Here is a 16,400-nt window from a genome sequence, read left to right on the forward strand (position 1 = left end):
AATGGGATTTTTTTATTTATTTCTTTTTATCTAAAAAATCATAGTATAATGCTTTAGATAAAAAACTAGCCTCTTGATAATTTAAAATCATTTCTTCTCTGACTGATTCTGCATATTTCCCGTCTAAATTGTTCTTTTGGAAGTATTCTCTTCGAGCCTCATCATTAAAATTTAAACCGCTTAAAAAAATAGGCGAAACCCCCTTATTTACTGAGATATTATAATTGGTAATTATGTTTCCCCAATTTACATAACTGCATAAAAGTACAGTCCCGTAAAAACACCAAACCATCTGATTTACTAAATAAACATTGGTTTTTTGTTTTTTAATTTTCAAAAAAGTGTAAACCAAACCAATGATTGCCAAAATAAGAAAAGCGTAAACTCCCAAACGTTTATAGGTTAAACCAAAAAATGAAACATACTCTGAATTTTTGATGATGGTACTTACAATCAAAATTCCATTTAGAAAAATCCAGATTTTGGCAAGTGTTTTAAGAAGTGTTGCTTTTTTATCAAAATTGAATCCGCCTTTGAAATAAAACATAATTACACCAACTGCCATGAGAATCGAAAAGATAACAGAATTTACTCTTTCATGTGTATCAGAACTAAGTTTAGAAGCCTGTGCTGTCACTACTTCAAAAAACTGCTCGTAATTATATGTTCCGATAAAAACTAAAAGCATAATATTTAACAGAAACAAAGTAATCACACCACTTTTTCTTTCGAAATCCAGATCTAAAAAAGAAAAAGTACTTTGATTTTTCACTTCAGAAATATTGCTAAAATCATTGTTTAATTTCGGATTGTATTCATAACAGGCATCTGGAACCCAATAATTCCAAAAATTGAATGAAATGTAAAATCCTAAAATACTAATTCCTATTAATTGCGGTAAATTGATATCCAGTTCATAATCTGTAAATAATGAAGAGAAATGATCACTTCCGAAAGAATACACGATAAAAAACAATCCGAGAAAAACAATTGGAATCAAAACAAAGGCCACTAGTTTTTTAGCAAAATCATTATGGATTTTTCGCTCTGGAAGCCATTGATGAAACATAAATATTCTACCTACAGAAGCAAATCCATTTAAGAATATTAGTGGGAAAACCTGAATTATCTTGAGTTCTCCATTTTGAGTTTTGAATTGCAAAAATACAATTGATAGGGCTAAGGCAAAGAATGATGCTGCATCTCCGTACCAAGCAAAGGCAAAACAAGATAAAATAGAGGTCATTACAAGAACCAAATGTGATCTGTCGACCATCTTTTCCTGATAGAAATAACTAATCAAGAGCGTAAGAACTACACCGAAAATAGAAATATTGATTCCAACAGATTCGTTGTAAAAAAGCAGTAAAAAAACCGCTGTGCAAGCTAAAATAAATTGATGTTTTTTCATTGTTTTAAATTTAAAAGTACTTTGTATTTCAAAGTTTATGGATAAAAAAATAGCGTTATTAGGATTTCATTAATTTTTCAAGGTACGATAAGTGTTCTTTAAAAGCCGCACGCCCCAAATCGGTCACCTGATAAGAGGTTTTTGGCTTTTTGCCCACGAATTCTTTCTTCACTTCGATATAACCCGCTTTTTCAAGCGCAGAGGAATGACTTGCTAAATTACCATCAGTGATATTTAAAAGCGCTTTCATCTCGGTAAAATCTACCCAGTCGTTAACCATCAGAACGGACATAATACCCAGTCTGACACGGCTTTCAAAATCTTTATTTAGTTTATCAATAATTCCCATTGGATTATTTGTATTTTTTAAACATCACTAATCCATACACGATATGTAAGATTCCGAATCCTAAAACCCAGAAAATCAACCCATATCCTATATTAAAAAGTGCAATACATCCTAAAATCAGTTCCGAAAAACCTAGATATTTTATATCTGAAAATGTATATTTTTCTGCATTTATAAGTGCTAGTCCATAAAAAATTAATGTTGCTGGCGCTACTAAACCAAAGTGCCCATGATACATTAAAGCTAGACAAAATACACCACCTGTTACAAGCGGAACAGCCAAATTAAACAATAATTTTTTTGTTACTGAAGTCCAGATTGGCAAATTATATTTTCGGCTTTTTCTTATGGTAAAAAAGATTCCGAATAAAAATGCAAATACTAAAATTGTAATTCCAATCCAGAATAATTCTGAAACCAAATTGGCAGAATATAATCTATGCTCATCGCTTAGATAATCCATTCCGTTTGCTTTGAAAAGCTCGTAAACATAGATTCCGCCAATTAAAGCCGAAAGACCCGCGAAAACTCCTGAAAGTCCGCTTAATGATAAAACTCTTGAAGAGCGCTCCATCATGGAACGAATATGTGCTAAATCTTCTTGGTGCTTTTGATTCATAATTAAAGTACTTTGCGTTACAAAGTTATTATTTATTTTTAATTGGCAAATAAAAAAGTGATTTTTTATTTCAACAAGACCTGACAGGTTTTAAAAACCTATCAGGTCTATTTGTACAAACCGCGTGAGGGATAGAAGCTGGCTACCGAAGTAGCGCGGATAGCCCGACCGTATTTTGCGAATGGCGCGCATATGCGTAAAGATTGGCGCGCCATTCGCAAAATACGGTCACGCCCAAATGATAAAAACAAAAAAGCCTATTCTTTTAATGAACAGGCTTTTTATTTTTATTTTGACACAATATTATTTATTTTTTGCGCTTCTCATTTTTCTTGCCAGAAGTGTATTTTTAAGCAACATTGCAATTGTCATTGGTCCTACTCCACCTGGAACTGGCGTAATGAATGATGCTTTTTTGCTTACACCATCAAAATCAACGTCTCCTTTAATAACATATCCTTTTGCATTTGATGCATCTTCTACGCGTGTAATTCCAACGTCGATAACTGTTACTCCTTCTTTTACCATATCTGCTTTTAAGAATTCTGGAACTCCTAAAGCAGTAATAATAATATCAGCATTTTTAGTGAATTCTGCTAAATCTTTAGTTCGGCTGTGAGTAAGTGTAACGGTTGAGTCTCCTGGATTTCCTTTTCGGCTCATTAAAATACTCATCGGACGTCCTACGATATGGCTTCTTCCTATTACAACTGTATGTTTTCCTGCGGTTTCTACTTTGTAACGTTCTAACAATTCCATAATTCCGAATGGCGTTGCTGGAATAAAACTTTCCATTTCAAGAGCCATTCTACCAAAGTTAGTTGGGTGAAATCCATCTACATCTTTGTCAGGATCGATTGCTAATAGAATTTTTTGCTCGTCGATGTGTTTTGGCAAAGGCAATTGAACGATGTATCCATCTAGATTGTCATCTTCGTTCAATTCTTTAATTTTTGCTAAAAGCTCGTCTTCTGTAATCGTTTCTGGTAAAGCAACTAAAGTTGAATCGAAACCAATTTCTTGACATGATTTTACTTTACTTCCTACGTAAGTTAAACTTGCTCCGTTATTACCCACTAAAACCGCTGCTAAATGAGGTACTTTTCCTCCAGCTGCTTTTATAGATTGAACTTCGACTGCAATTTCGTTTTTAATGTCATTAGATGTTTTTTTACCGTCTAGTAGCTGCATTGTGTGTTGTTTCAGGTTTTAATTTTTGTTTCAAGCTTCAGGTTTCATGTTAAAACGAAACTCTTAATATATTAAGTGAAAAAGTTTCAAGTTTTGGTTTCTAAATTGAAACCTTAAACTTGAAACTCTTTTTATTATTTTGGCATTCCGCCTGGCATACCACCCGGCATTCCTTTCATACCCCCCATCATTTTCATCAGATTCTTTCCGCCTGGACCTTGCATCATCTTCATCATCTTGCTCATTTGGTCAAACTGCTTCATCAGCTGATTTACTTGCTCGATTTTTGTTCCCGAACCTTTTGCAATTCTAGCTTTTCTTTTTACATCGATAATGGCTGGTTTGCTTCTTTCTCCTGGAGTCATCGAATAAATGATCGCTTCGATATGTTTGAAAGCGTCGTCTTCGATTTCAACATCTTTCATCGCTTTTGAAGCACCTGGTATCATTCCGACTAAATCTTTCATGTTACCCATTTTCTTTACTTGCTGAATCTGCGTTAAGAAGTCGTCAAAACCGAATTCGTTTTTAGCGATTTTCTTTTGAAGTTTTCTTGCTTCTTCTTCATCAAATTGTTCCTGAGCTCTTTCAACAAGAGACACAACGTCTCCCATTCCTAAGATACGCTCAGCCATACGTTCTGGATAGAAAACATCAATTGCTTCCATTTTTTCTCCAGTACCAACAAATTTGATTGGTTTGTTTACAATCGATTTGATTGAAAGCGCAGCTCCACCACGAGTATCACCATCTAATTTCGTTAAGATAACTCCATCAAAGTTTAAGATATCGTTGAAAGCTTTTGCTGTATTTACAGCATCTTGTCCTGTCATAGAGTCTACAACGAACAATGTTTCTTGTGGCTGAATTGCTTTGTGTACGCGAGCAATTTCGTCCATCATTTCCTGATCTACTGCCAAACGTCCTGCTGTATCGACGATAACAACATTGAATCCGTTTGATTTAGCATGTTTAATTGCGTTTTGAGCAATCTCTACAGGATTTTTATTTTCTGGTTCTGAGTAAACCTCAACACCTATTTGGTCTCCCACAACATGAAGCTGATTAATCGCCGCCGGACGGTAGATATCACACGCTACAAGAAGTGGTTTTTTATTTTTCTTTGTTTTTAAGTAGTTTGCTAATTTTCCAGAGAAAGTAGTTTTACCAGAACCTTGCAAACCTGACATCAAAATCACTGTTGGATTTCCTGAAAGGTTAACGCCAGCAACATCTCCACCCATTAATTCGGTAAGTTCGTCTTTTACTAACTTAACCAACAATTGTCCTGGCTGTAATGTTGTTAATACATCCTGACCAATTGCTTTATCTTTTACTCTTGCTGTAAAATCTTTAGCAATTTTAAAGTTAACATCGGCATCAAGTAACGCACGACGAACTTCTTTTAAAGTATCTGCAACGTTTACTTCTGTAATTTTACCGTGTCCTTTTAATATATGGAACGCTTTATCTAACTTATCACTTAAATTATCAAACATATCATTTTCTTTATTTGAAGTGCAAAGATAATCTAATTAGATATTTCAGGCAATTTTTATTTGTACGCAATTTTTTGCCACGAAGGCACAAAGGCGCAAAGTTTTTTTGCCACGAATTACGCTAATTTCTCGAATTATTTAAACTAATATTTTTCTCTCGCAGATCGAACAGATTATTTTTTGATTGAGAATAAAAATTTCCTATATCTGCGAGAGAAAAAAATCATTTTAATCCTTCTAATCTGTGGCAAAAGAAAAAAGACACAAAGAATAAAATCTTTGTGCCTTTGTTACTATGAACCTTTGAACCTCCAGAATTAAAACTGGAAGTATATAAATGGTTGCGAACCTGCTACCGCTGTTGCGTAAACGATCCAATAAACAAATCCTAAGATTATTGCTTTAATAAGTAAAGGCGTTTTGTCGAAAACAGATTTCATTCCGTTTGTGAATGATTCTGGTAAGAAATGCCAAACGTAACCGAACAACATTAATCCGAAAACATTTTTGTAACCTAATACAATTGTTTTCCAAAGTTCTGGTTCGAATGTTAATTGGCCAATATTATTAATTACTTGCAAAGCAGTTTCGAAATCTCTTGCACGGAAGAAAATCCAACAGAAAACCACAAAGTGAAATGTGATCACGATTGAGAAAAATCTCCATAAGAAATTCGGACTTTTATCTTTCTTCGAAGGAAAGAATTCCATAAATATTTTATGAACAGCCAAAGCTAATCCGTGAAGCGCTCCCCAAACAATAAACTGTGCTCCTGCTCCGTGCCACAAACCGCCTAAAAGCATTGTGGTAAACAGATTGAAATTGGTTACCAATGTCTGTTTTATTTTACTTGAAAGCAGAAATGACAAAGCAAAAATCAAAATACTTATTCCTGCAATTATTAGCGGAATTACACTTTCGTTGTAACAAGACATTCCCCAAAGTAATAATCCGAAGAAGAATAAACTCGGAAATAAATATCCTGCGAAAGAACCTTCTCTGTTTCCTCCGATTGATATATATAAAAAGTCTTTTAACCAAGTTGAAAGCGAAATATGCCATCTTCTCCAAAAATCTGTAATAGAAGTCGATTTGTATGGTGTTCTAAAGTTAACTGGCAATTTAAACCCAAGCAATAATGCAATACCAATTGCCATATCTGAATATCCAGAAAAATCACAGTAAATCTGAATTGCATATCCGTACGAAGCCATTAAGTTTTCAAACGAAGTATAACTCATTGGCGTATCAAAAACACGGTCTACGAAGTTTACCGATATATAATTTGAGATTACTGTCTTCTTAATTAAACCTCCGATAATTAAAAACAAAGCATTATTTACATCCTGCTTAGTCAAGTTTAATTTTTGATAAATCTGAGGCAAGAAATCTTTTGCACGCACAATTGGTCCAGCAACTAACTGCGGGAAAAAAGAAACGAAGAATAAATATTCGATATAATTTTTTGTCGGTTTAATTTCTTCTCTGTAAATCTCAATAATATAACTCATCGATTGGAAAGTATAGAACGAAATTCCAACTGGAAGGAAAACATTATGAAGTGCAAAGTTACCATGAAACATATCATTGTAAGTCACAATCAAGAAGTTCATGTATTTAAAATAGCCTAAAAGAGCTAAGTTCAAAATAACACTTATAACCAAATATAACTTCTTAACGCCATCTCTACTTTCTCTATAAATAATCTGACTCAAACCATAATCTACAACCGATGAAAGCAATAACAGCAGAAAGTAAATTCCACTTGATTTATAGTAAAAGAAAAGTGAGAAGAGAATAACATATGTTAATCTCAAATAAAATGTTTTGCGTAAAAAACCATACACAAAATAGAAAACCAGAAATAAACCTAAGAATAAACCAGTATTGAATAAAAGTTTTTCGTCTGGATCGTAAACGAACCAACTCTTAACTTGTTCTATCGTAATTGCACCAAAGTTTTGAATAAACCAATTATTAATGCTATCTATTGTTGTCAATTTAATTCTTTAATTTAAAATTATCGTATGATTTTAAAAATGCCTGAGTAAACAAATCTCCTTGTTTCTCGTATCCTTTTTTTGAGTAATGAACCCAATCTGGACCAATTAATCCTTGTATTTTTAATTGTCTTATTCCGCTCATTCCGCCAAACTCATCGTACAGATCCCAAACGGCAAAACCTTCTTTCTGAGCTATATCAATAATTTGTCTCGCATAATCATCAATATAAGTATTTGGTTTTCTTCTTAGCAAAGATGGCGGCGGTGTCATTACAATTATTGGCGCATCTATTTTTTGTGCTCTTATATTGCTGATAAATTCTTTTAGCTCACGAATATATTTTTCTACATCTAAATGATCGTAGCTTTCATTTGTTCCTAACGAAAAAACCAGTAAATCTGCTTGCAATGATTTTAATTGCTCAAAGAATAACGGATATTTATTGTAATCTGAATATTTAGCGCCATTTACTCCAATACTACTGTAGATTAATCCTGGAGCATCTTTTTCTAAAACAATTCCGTTTAATTCATAATCTTTTGCTTCTTTGTTCGGAATTAAGAAAATTCGACTCAAAGCATTTTCTGAATTATAATAATGCGAATACGAATCTGTTTTTATTGCTAAAGGAACAAATTCTGACATTGAGATTGTCTTTGGTTTCGTTTCCTTTGTGGGAATTTTCAGAATTCTTCCTGCTCGAATATTATTAGACTTTAAATGATTCTCTCTTTTAATTTCTATAATCGAAACATTATACTTATCTGCAATTGAACCAAGTACTTCGCCTTTTTTAATTTTGTGTGTAATTATTTTGGGCTCTGTGGTCTGAATAGAATTGATCTTAGATGAAATCGCCAAATCGAACATATCTTGATTCTGAGGCGTAATAATTTTTATCGTATTGAATTTGTAAGCTAGATCTTTTACATTCATTTCTATTACGAATCCACCAGAATCTCTCCAAAGTCCTATTCCGCTTAACCCAATCGGACAATTCTTAACAGGATGAATATTTCTATAGCTTTCCCAAGTTCTGTTTGATCTAAAACGTTCGTTATAAGAACCATTTGTTTTAGCCAGTTGATATGGAAACACTAAACCTCGCCCTCCATTACCAAACTTGTGTTGCAGTTTTTTTCTAATTTCATTGGTCATCAAATCACCTTGAATATGCGAATCACCAATATGTACAATATTGATTTTTTGATTCTTCTGATCTTCGTTTTTTTCCAGTTTCTGAAAAAAATCATTTAATGCTTTTGCATTGTAAATTTGACCCTCAGAAGGAGCACCAATTGCTGCTGTATCTGCTTTTTGAATCATACTTTTTGGTGTTGGATGTACGGGTGTTTTTGAAGTTTTTTCATTTGTTGCAAAAAAAAGACAACAAAAAGAAAGAATAAGTTTGTTTATCATACACTGTCTTTTGTTACTGAAACGGAATCTGGTCTGGCTTTTCGTACTGGTTTTGGCTTAGTTCCCTCAGCATCTCTTTTTTCTCTGAGCACTTTATATTCTTCGTATCCTTTATTTAATTGCCCGTATAGCAAATTTCCAATTGCTTTTGCTCCACGTTGGTTAAAATGGGTATAATCTTTATTTGCTTTTGCAGGAGTTTCATCAACCCATTTAATCATAGAACCGTCTCCTCCCATTAGAGTATATAAATTCACAAAACCTGCCTGTGCTTCAAGCGCGTAATGTTTTTGCGCTTTCATTAACGGAACTACAGCAGAATCGGTTTTCATTTCTAAATCATATTTAGTTGATTTATCTGCAGTAGAAACAATTAAAATTGAAACACCTGGGAAAGATTCTTTAATTTTATTTACGGTTTTTGTCATTCCTTTTTCATACCAAGAATAATTTTTAGTTCCGTAATTTAAAACGTTGGTTCCGTAGTGCAAAATAATCAAATCGTATTTCAAGCTATTATTAAATGCTCTCATTACGTCTGCATTAAACATCGAAATCGGTAGTCCAGAATTCCCTCTCTGCGAGAAATTATCTACGTGAACTCCTGCGCCGTTATCAAAATTAAATCCGTAAATCGGAATAGAATCTGCTTGAACGAAATTTGCTTTAAACGATTTTAAACTTCCTGATGAAACTTTAAGCGTATTAACCAAACTATTTGGAGAAAGGCTTTTCTTGATTGTATCTTTTCCGATAATGAAATTAACTTTTCCAGTTTTAGACGAACGGCCGTAAAATAAGGTTGCATTATCTAAAGAAGTAGAATATTTATTCAATCCAGCTTCATACTGAACCCAAGTTGAATTGGACTTATCATTTGCGAAGAATACGTGTCCGTTAACTCCAAAAGGACACGTCGGTCTTTTCACATTTAAGTAAGATTGCGTTTTCCAGTTTTTAGAATACGTTGATTTTACAGAACCTCTAGACGCAGCAGATTCTGAAGTAATAGAAACAAAACCAACACCATTACCGCCAAAACGTTCCTGATAATTGGTACGAACGTCCTGAACGATTAAATCTCCATCGGTCATAGAATCTCCATAATAAGCGATTCTCACTTTATTCTGCGGATTTTTTTCTAACTGATACAATTTCTCATAAAAAGAAATTAGATATTGATAACCTTTGTAGTTTTCAAATGTTTCTGCAGGAAACTCGATTCCTTCTGTTTGATCAAAAACAATTTTCTGTCCGTTTAATGCTTCTTCACTTTTCGCAATACTGTCTTTGTCTAACGATAAGGAATCTTCGGCAACAGATTCTAAAAGCAAACTGTCTATCAATATATTTTTAGAATCTAACTTACTCTCAGAAAATATTTTGTCTGGAAGGATTTGTTTAAACCCAATAAAAGCAACTAGCGCCAAAGCTACGATTGCAAAAGACTGAAAAAAATAAGATTTTGTATTCACCTAATAATTATAAAATATGAAGAACTGCATTCAAAAATTAAACCAATTAAATAATTGTTAACTTATTGCAGAAAAAATTTGTGCAAAGATAGAATAACATTTTGTTTCTATTTAATTTTAACAAGAAAGTAGAACAAAAAAAAGAGGTTAGAATTTCTAACCTCTTGAATCAAAAAAAAAAATAAAAAAAACAAAGCTAATGATTAACTAGATTTTTGATGTTTTTATTTAAAAATACCTGTATAAAATAAAAATATTCGAGATTAACTCTTTATTTAAAATGTAGTAGTGCTATTTGCTTGGTATGCAAAATTAAAAGTATAATATCTTGCTACAGCAGTATTTGGGTCTGGTGTTGCAGGTGCATCTTTATAATAGCTTAAGAATTCTACTTTTGCATATTTTCCATCATGAGTTTTGATAACAAATACTCTTCCTGCTTTTGCAGAAATAATATGAGTTGCTCCATTATAATCGTACCAAGCATTATCTCCTGAAGAAGGGAATGCAGAAGCACCGCTAGCATCCTGAGCAAAAGTAGATGCAGCTGGAAAAGCTGTTACGTTTGCAAAAATACCTGAAACAACACTTACTGCTCCTTGTCCTTTTCTTTCTGGCTCTCCTGTATCAGTAGCGCTAATTTTTGCTCCTCCATTAACAATAACTGATGTACCGCGGAAAGCGATATCCCAACTATCGTCAGTTACAATTTTATTTTGAGAAAAACTGAATTTTGTAAATTCACCACCAACTGGTTGTCCTTGTCCTCCTGTTTGCGGAGCATAAACATTAGAAACTTTTGTTGTTACCACCGGTGTTACTTCATTTTTGTCGTCATCGCTACTGCAAGATGCTGTAGAAATAAATAATGCTAAAAGCGAAAGTTTTAAAATTTTTGTTTTCATTTTGTGAAAGGTGTTAAATAAATGTTGATTAAAAATTATATTGAATTCGTGCAAAAAGCTGTCTACCTGCTAGATTGCTAATTTGAGATGGATCTGTAAAATCAAATAAATTATTTGCTCCTGCCTGAAGCATAAATTTATCTCCGATATATTTTGATATAGATAAGTTTGTTAAGAAGTAGCCATCGACAAATGTGTCATATTTGTCTAGAATCTGGTTACCATTGGTATCGAACATTCCGTATTTGCTTCTATAGAAAACACGCAAATTGATATCTGTTTTTATTTTAGGTATAGTGTACGCTAACTTAACATTGGCCGTATGTTTTGATCTGTTAAACAATCCAAAATAATCAGATTTTTTAATTTGAATGGTTTGTAAATCTGAGTTACGTACGTATTGATAGTTTTCGAAATTATCTAGAACAGATTTGTCTTTTGCTGTTAAAAACTGATATCCAAATGATACCGATAATTCTTTTGTGAAATCGTAAGTTGAATTAAATTCTAAACCGTAAGTAAAAATTTTACTAATGTTAAAATAACTGAAGACATTCTGTCCATTCGTTTTTTGAGCTACAACACGGGTATCAATTAAATTTTCTATTGAATTATAAAAAGCATTTACGTCTAATCTTAATTTATTTTTCTTGTAAAAAGTTCCAAGATTCACATTTATTGAACTTTCTGGCTTTAATGGTTCACTAAAATTTACTCCATCTACTCTAGATAAAAGCTGTCCCTGTTCGTCTAATTGATTTAAACGATCTTCGGCAACATTGTATCCCAAAACGGTATACCCAACCGATGGATTTGTAAAGTCAAAATACAACTGACGGAAATCTGGCGCTTTATATCCATAACCTACAGAAGACTTTAAAGAGAAATTTTCGCTAACCTTAAAATTGACCGCTAATTTTGGACTAAATTGCGAAGCATACACACTATGATTATCGTACCTAAATCCAGCAAGAATATTCCATTTTTCCGTTGGGTTGTAATCATATTGCAGATAAACATATTGTGAATTAAAGTTTACTTGTTTTTCAAAATAAGTTCTGTCTAAAGTCTCATAACTTACCCCAACCCCACCTGTTAGTTTATCATTTTTTAATGAAAGTGTCGTTCTAACCTCTGGTCGAATTAACCATTGGTTATAATAAGCACTTTCAAAAAGAACATTATTCTCGTCTTTTAAAAAGGAATCATTTTTATAATTTGTAGCATAAAATTCATATTCAGAATATACTTTCGAACTCCATTTATGCTCTAATTTTAGTTGCGAATTCCATTCTTTTTCTTTTGCATCTCCACTATAATTTTCAGCATCTATTATCGCTCTGCTATCCATTTTCATATCATAAAAACGGTTATTTACAATTAACTTCAGGTTCTCCGAAAAGTCGTAATATATCTTAGGCTGAATAGTAAAATTATAAAATGGCTCTACATTTTTTAAAGGTGTACTTTTATCTAAATCATAACCATCTGTAGAATAAAAATTAGCAAAAAGATTAGCCGAGAACTTCTTCTTTTTCCACAATAAATTGGTATTAGCATCGCTAGTATTAAAAGTCGCATATCGATAAGAAAGACTTCCCGTAAACGTATCTTTTTTAGGTCTTTTTGTAATTACATTTATTACTCCACCCATTGCTTCAGAACCATACAATGCTGAAGAAGCTCCTTTAACAATTTCAATTCTTTCTATATTTCCAACAGAAACTCTTGATAGGTCCAAAACACCAGCACTTCTACCTACTAACGGTACTCCATCAATTAAAATCATTGTATATGCGGCATCTAATCCTTGCATTTGAATTCCTTCAAAACCACTTTCATCAGGAATCAAAATAATCCCCGTTTGTTCACTTAAAATTTCATTCAATCTTGTAACACCAGACTTAATAATTGCTTCAGATGTAATAATTGTCATTGGTAAAGGCAATGATGAAAGCACTCTTTCTGTTCTTGTTGCAGTAGTAACTTTAACTTCCGATAATTCATTTGTTTCTACACTATCTTTTTTAACTTCTTGACAAACAGAAATTTGACAAAAAAGCACAACTGCAAAAAGAGTAATTTTAATTTTCATTATTTTTATTGAGTCTTAATAATCGGTGCAAATATATGATTATTTTTAATTGTTCTAAATTAAATTTATATATTTGCGAAAAATTTAAAAACAAAACAATAAGTTATGATTTCAAAAAACCTTTTTTTGTCAGCCGCTATGGCTTTAACATGCAGTCTTGGTTTTAGTCAGGATAAAAAACAACAAGACATAAAATCTATTAAATCTATGTGTGGTTGTTATGAGGTAAAGTTCAATTTTACTGAAACTTTCTCATACCCAAAAGATTCTCTTACTTATAAACCTTCTGAAACGAAACATGAATCTGCTTTAGAATGGGTAGAGTTATTAGAAGATACTCCTAACAAAATCGTAATGCAGCATTTATTGATCGTGAGTGACGATATGATTATCAAACACTGGAGACAAGATTGGCTTTACGAAAACACAGACTTATATACATTTGATAAAGGAAATTCTTGGAAATATAAAAAATTAGACAAAAAAGCGGTTAAAGGCCAATGGACTCAAAAAGTATATCAAGTAGATGATAGTCCTAGATATGAAGGATCTTCAACATGGGTTCACGTTGATGGACAAGATTATTGGGCAAACGTTGCTGATGCACCGCTTCCTAGAAGAGAGCAAACAAAACGTAACGATTACAATGTTTTAAAAAGAAGAAATATTCACGAAATCACTGCTACAGGTTGGAATCATGAGCAAGACAATGATAAATTGGTTCGTGACGATGCTGGAAAAGATGTTTTATTGGCGCAAGAAAAAGGATTTGATGTGTATACTAAAGTTCCAGATGTAAAATGTATCGCAGCTCAAAAATGGTGGGTAGCAAATAACGCTCTTTGGAAAAACGTTCGTGATAAATGGCAAACTCTTTTTGACAGACATAAAGATCTTAACTTAGAAGCTAAAGTAGACAGAAAAGCACTTTACTCTTTATTATTTGATTTAAAACCAGATACTGCAAAAGCAGAATCAGATGCTATTATTGACAAATTTGTTAAGTAATTAGAATTAGTTGTTAAAATAAGAAATCCGGAAGTTTAAAAAACTTCCGGATTTTTTTATTTGTTTTATTTAATTACTGAGCGCACTCTGAATAGGTAACAGCGTGTCTTGATAAATCTGTCCATTTTGGATCTGCTGAAGATGCAGTAATTAATTTGTCGCATCCGCTCCACAATGTTGCAAACTCTTTTTTGTATTCTTTTTTCTTTAATAAAAATGCAGGTGCATCTTTTTTAGCAACATAGTAAGATTTAGCATCTCCACCTACAAATTTAACACCTCCAACTCCTAAAGAAGTAGTTTCTTTTGCATGTGGATCACAATATATTTTAAATTCTTTACTGAATGCAGGGTTTAAAAGTTGCATTAATAATTTTGATTTTTTCTTTTTGATTTGCACATCAGCAGTTTCAAAGTATGCGTAACCTTCCTTTAAGTACTCTTGGTTAAGTTTATCATCGTTCCATTTTTGAAAATCTGTACCAAAATCAATTTTTTTTGTCAAATTATCAAGTCCACTAGGTGGTAAATACATATACTTAATATCCTCTGGTTTTAGTTTGTGCTTTTTTCCAGCTGCGTCTTGTAACTTAATAAATTCAATTAGTCCTTTTTCTCTGTCAATATCGCGAATAGTTCCGCTAAGTTCTGTTCCGTCTGCTAGTGTAATGTAAGCTGTTTTACTGTGTGAAAATCCATAAGATGGGTTAATTAAATCTTGAGCTTTTGTTGCTGTAAGTGCAAAAAGAAGCATCATTAAAAGTAAAGATTTTTTAATCATTGTTTTTGGGTTTAAATTTTGCCTACTCTCGCGATTTTCGGCTTCCTCGTATTTATTTTATAGGATCATTAGCCGATCTTTCTCTTTTGTTTATTGGCACTTTTAACTGAAAAATAACCAATTATTTCTTACTGTAAACATACTTATAAAAATGACATGTACAAATCTCGTTACTACTTTTTTACACGAAAATTCTTTTAAAAAAAATCCGGAAGTTTTTAAAGCTTCCGGATTTTTTTTATTATTTATCCCACCATACATGGCTCGTTACATTACTCACAACTGTCGCGTTCGGATTATATTGTCTTTCATCCGATGGTATTGGCAGTCTTACTGGAATAAGTTTTACATTAGAATTTTGATTTGGAATCAATGAAGGAAACCCGGTTCTTCTATAATCATTGTAAGGTTCCATAGTTAAAAAAAGAGCAATATATTTTTGTTGAATTATTGACTCTAAATCTACCGTTTGAGTTGCAGAATTTAAAAAATCAAACGTTACTGCACTTCCTGTGATTTTAAGAACTGAAGCCGCTACTGCGTCTTGAAATGGTTGTTTTGCATCTTGCCCTAACCTAAATTTTGCTTCTGCTTCAATAAATTTTGCTTCTGCGTAGGTAACAATTCCAATCGCTGATGAAGGGCTTGCAAAAGCCGAACCAATGTAAGAAGACGTTACAGTATCTACATCTTCAGGTACATTACCAACATAAGTTGGCTCCAAAGGAGATTTTGGTTTATTTAGCGCAATAGTGAATGACAATCTTGGATCATCATTATCTTTTAAAGAATTTACAAAGTAAGCTCCCGTTTTAAGATAGTTCTGACGACTTACATCAAAAGCATACCATTGATTAAGTCCATTTGATGTTCCTGTAAAGAAAGTATTTGCGTCATCCGCATTTGAACTAATTCCCGATTTATTAATATAATCTAATGCTTTTTGAGCAGATTCAGAATCAACTTCTGTCAATCGCAAAGCAAACCTTGCTTTTAAAACATAGGCAATCTGAATCCATTTTTTAGTATCTCCATTAAAAATATAATCATCATTACCAGGGACAGTACTATTACTTGAAACTGGCTTTTGTAAATTAGCGATAGCATCGTCTAAAATTGTCTGTAGTCTTTGATAGATCTCCTGTTGTGTATTATATTTTGGATTTTTTATTCCTTGATCTGCTCTAAAAGCTTCATCATAAGGAACGTCACCCCACAAATCTGTCGCATAACCTAAATTAACAGCTGTTAACACCTGCCCAATACCATTGTAATAAGGATGTGAAATGGCAAAATCGCGGTTTAATAAATAACCATTCATCAAAGTTGTACTATACAAGGTATTCCATTCGTTATTTACATCTTGTTCAGTAACTATGTAACGCTGGATATCTCCTAATTGACCAACACTAGTACCGGCAAGATGCTGATCAAAAATATTCGATGTTCTAATTAACCCTGTTGTATGTGTTGAAAAAGTCGAAACTTCCATCGCAGCTAATAACAAACTAGGAGTGGTTATAATAGGCGAATTAGGATTTTCATTAAAATTATCTAATTCAGATTGACAGCTCATCAGCATACCAAAACCAATGGTTGCTAGAACTATACTTGTTATATATTTTTTCATTTCGAATTATTTTA

At 32.7% G+C, this 16,400-nt stretch carries 13 protein-coding genes; 1 reads left to right on the plus strand and 12 read right to left on the minus strand.

Translation table 11 applies throughout. The features are described from left to right. Positions 1-16: 16 nt before the first annotated feature. The 10 genes from AC1Q5Z_RS21290 to AC1Q5Z_RS21335 form a co-directional block, all read right to left on the minus strand. The gene (locus AC1Q5Z_RS21290) at positions 17-1,411 is read right to left on the minus strand and encodes a DUF4153 domain-containing protein (protein WP_492446738.1); all 1,395 of its coding nucleotides are present in this window, start codon (positions 1,409-1,411) and stop codon (positions 17-19) included. A gap of 58 nt (positions 1,412-1,469) precedes the next feature. Next, on the minus strand, positions 1,470-1,760 hold the full coding sequence (locus AC1Q5Z_RS21295; protein WP_198858408.1) for a winged helix-turn-helix domain-containing protein: 291 nt from the start codon (positions 1,758-1,760) through the stop codon (positions 1,470-1,472). Between the two features lie 4 nt (positions 1,761-1,764). Beyond that, on the minus strand, positions 1,765-2,379 hold the full coding sequence (locus tag AC1Q5Z_RS21300) for a hypothetical protein (protein WP_198858409.1): 615 nt from the start codon (positions 2,377-2,379) through the stop codon (positions 1,765-1,767). A 303-nt stretch (positions 2,380-2,682) separates the two neighbouring features. Beyond that, the gene (locus AC1Q5Z_RS21305) at positions 2,683-3,570 is read right to left on the minus strand and encodes a bifunctional 5,10-methylenetetrahydrofolate dehydrogenase/5,10-methenyltetrahydrofolate cyclohydrolase (protein WP_198858410.1); all 888 of its coding nucleotides are present in this window, start codon (positions 3,568-3,570) and stop codon (positions 2,683-2,685) included. Between the two features lie 134 nt (positions 3,571-3,704). Beyond that, positions 3,705-5,069: a signal recognition particle protein gene (gene ffh, locus AC1Q5Z_RS21310; RefSeq protein WP_198858411.1), complete on the minus strand. Its 1,365-nt coding sequence runs from the start codon at positions 5,067-5,069 to the stop codon at positions 3,705-3,707. A 317-nt stretch (positions 5,070-5,386) separates the two neighbouring features. Next, positions 5,387-7,069 carry an MBOAT family O-acyltransferase gene (locus AC1Q5Z_RS21315; RefSeq protein WP_198858412.1) on the minus strand — a complete coding sequence of 561 codons (1,683 nt, stop codon included), beginning with the start codon at positions 7,067-7,069 and terminating at the stop codon, positions 5,387-5,389. Between the two features lies 1 nt (position 7,070). After that, a complete protein-coding gene (locus tag AC1Q5Z_RS21320) occupies positions 7,071-8,492 on the minus strand; it encodes a GDSL-type esterase/lipase family protein (RefSeq protein ID WP_492446740.1) in 1,422 nt (473 codons plus the stop codon). Continuing rightward, positions 8,489-9,967 (minus strand): SGNH/GDSL hydrolase family protein, encoded by a 1,479-nt coding sequence (locus AC1Q5Z_RS21325; RefSeq protein ID WP_492446742.1) that lies wholly within the window; start codon positions 9,965-9,967, stop codon positions 8,489-8,491. The genes AC1Q5Z_RS21320 and AC1Q5Z_RS21325 overlap by 4 nt, the downstream gene beginning before the upstream one ends. Before the next feature lie 275 nt (positions 9,968-10,242). Further along, a complete protein-coding gene (locus AC1Q5Z_RS21330; protein WP_492446744.1) occupies positions 10,243-10,872 on the minus strand; it encodes an HmuY family protein in 630 nt (209 codons plus the stop codon). Between the two features lie 28 nt (positions 10,873-10,900). Continuing rightward, the gene (locus AC1Q5Z_RS21335) at positions 10,901-12,967 is read right to left on the minus strand and encodes a TonB-dependent receptor plug domain-containing protein (protein WP_343588398.1); all 2,067 of its coding nucleotides are present in this window, start codon (positions 12,965-12,967) and stop codon (positions 10,901-10,903) included. 105 nt (positions 12,968-13,072) lie between these two features. On the opposite strand from AC1Q5Z_RS21335, the gene AC1Q5Z_RS21340 reads away from it, so the two are divergent. Continuing rightward, entirely contained in the window at positions 13,073-13,975 is a 903-nt protein-coding gene (locus AC1Q5Z_RS21340) for a DUF6607 family protein (RefSeq protein WP_286965841.1), read from the plus strand. Between the two features lie 73 nt (positions 13,976-14,048). On the opposite strand, the gene AC1Q5Z_RS21345 is transcribed toward AC1Q5Z_RS21340, so the two are convergent. After that, on the minus strand, positions 14,049-14,756 hold the full coding sequence (locus tag AC1Q5Z_RS21345; RefSeq protein WP_198858418.1) for a hypothetical protein: 708 nt from the start codon (positions 14,754-14,756) through the stop codon (positions 14,049-14,051). 241 nt (positions 14,757-14,997) lie between these two features. After that, on the minus strand, positions 14,998-16,386 hold the full coding sequence (locus tag AC1Q5Z_RS21350; RefSeq protein ID WP_343588397.1) for a SusD/RagB family nutrient-binding outer membrane lipoprotein: 1,389 nt from the start codon (positions 16,384-16,386) through the stop codon (positions 14,998-15,000). Positions 16,387-16,400: the final 14 nt, after the last annotated feature.

The sequence above is a fragment of the Flavobacterium sp. GW823-FHT06G12 genome (assembly GCF_058794775.1).

What these genes read in the sequence shown, in the direction of transcription:
- AC1Q5Z_RS21300 (WP_198858409.1), bottom strand. Translation starts at nt 2,379, where the DNA reads ATGAATCAAAAGCACCAAGAAGATTTAGCACATATTCGTTCCATGATG.
- AC1Q5Z_RS21335 (WP_343588398.1), bottom strand. Translation starts at nt 12,967, where the DNA reads ATGAAAATTAAAATTACTCTTTTTGCAGTTGTGCTTTTTTGTCAAATT.
- AC1Q5Z_RS21345 (WP_198858418.1), bottom strand. Translation starts at nt 14,756, where the DNA reads ATGATTAAAAAATCTTTACTTTTAATGATGCTTCTTTTTGCACTTACA.
- ffh (WP_198858411.1), bottom strand. Translation starts at nt 5,069, where the DNA reads ATGTTTGATAATTTAAGTGATAAGTTAGATAAAGCGTTCCATATATTA.
- AC1Q5Z_RS21350 (WP_343588397.1), bottom strand. Translation starts at nt 16,386, where the DNA reads ATGAAAAAATATATAACAAGTATAGTTCTAGCAACCATTGGTTTTGGT.
- AC1Q5Z_RS21330 (WP_492446744.1), bottom strand. Translation starts at nt 10,872, where the DNA reads ATGAAAACAAAAATTTTAAAACTTTCGCTTTTAGCATTATTTATTTCT.
- AC1Q5Z_RS21305 (WP_198858410.1), bottom strand. Translation starts at nt 3,570, where the DNA reads ATGCAGCTACTAGACGGTAAAAAAACATCTAATGACATTAAAAACGAA.
- AC1Q5Z_RS21340 (WP_286965841.1), top strand. Translation starts at nt 13,073, where the DNA reads ATGATTTCAAAAAACCTTTTTTTGTCAGCCGCTATGGCTTTAACATGC.
- AC1Q5Z_RS21320 (WP_492446740.1), bottom strand. Translation starts at nt 8,492, where the DNA reads ATGATAAACAAACTTATTCTTTCTTTTTGTTGTCTTTTTTTTGCAACA.
- AC1Q5Z_RS21295 (WP_198858408.1), bottom strand. Translation starts at nt 1,760, where the DNA reads ATGGGAATTATTGATAAACTAAATAAAGATTTTGAAAGCCGTGTCAGA.
- AC1Q5Z_RS21290 (WP_492446738.1), bottom strand. Translation starts at nt 1,411, where the DNA reads ATGAAAAAACATCAATTTATTTTAGCTTGCACAGCGGTTTTTTTACTG.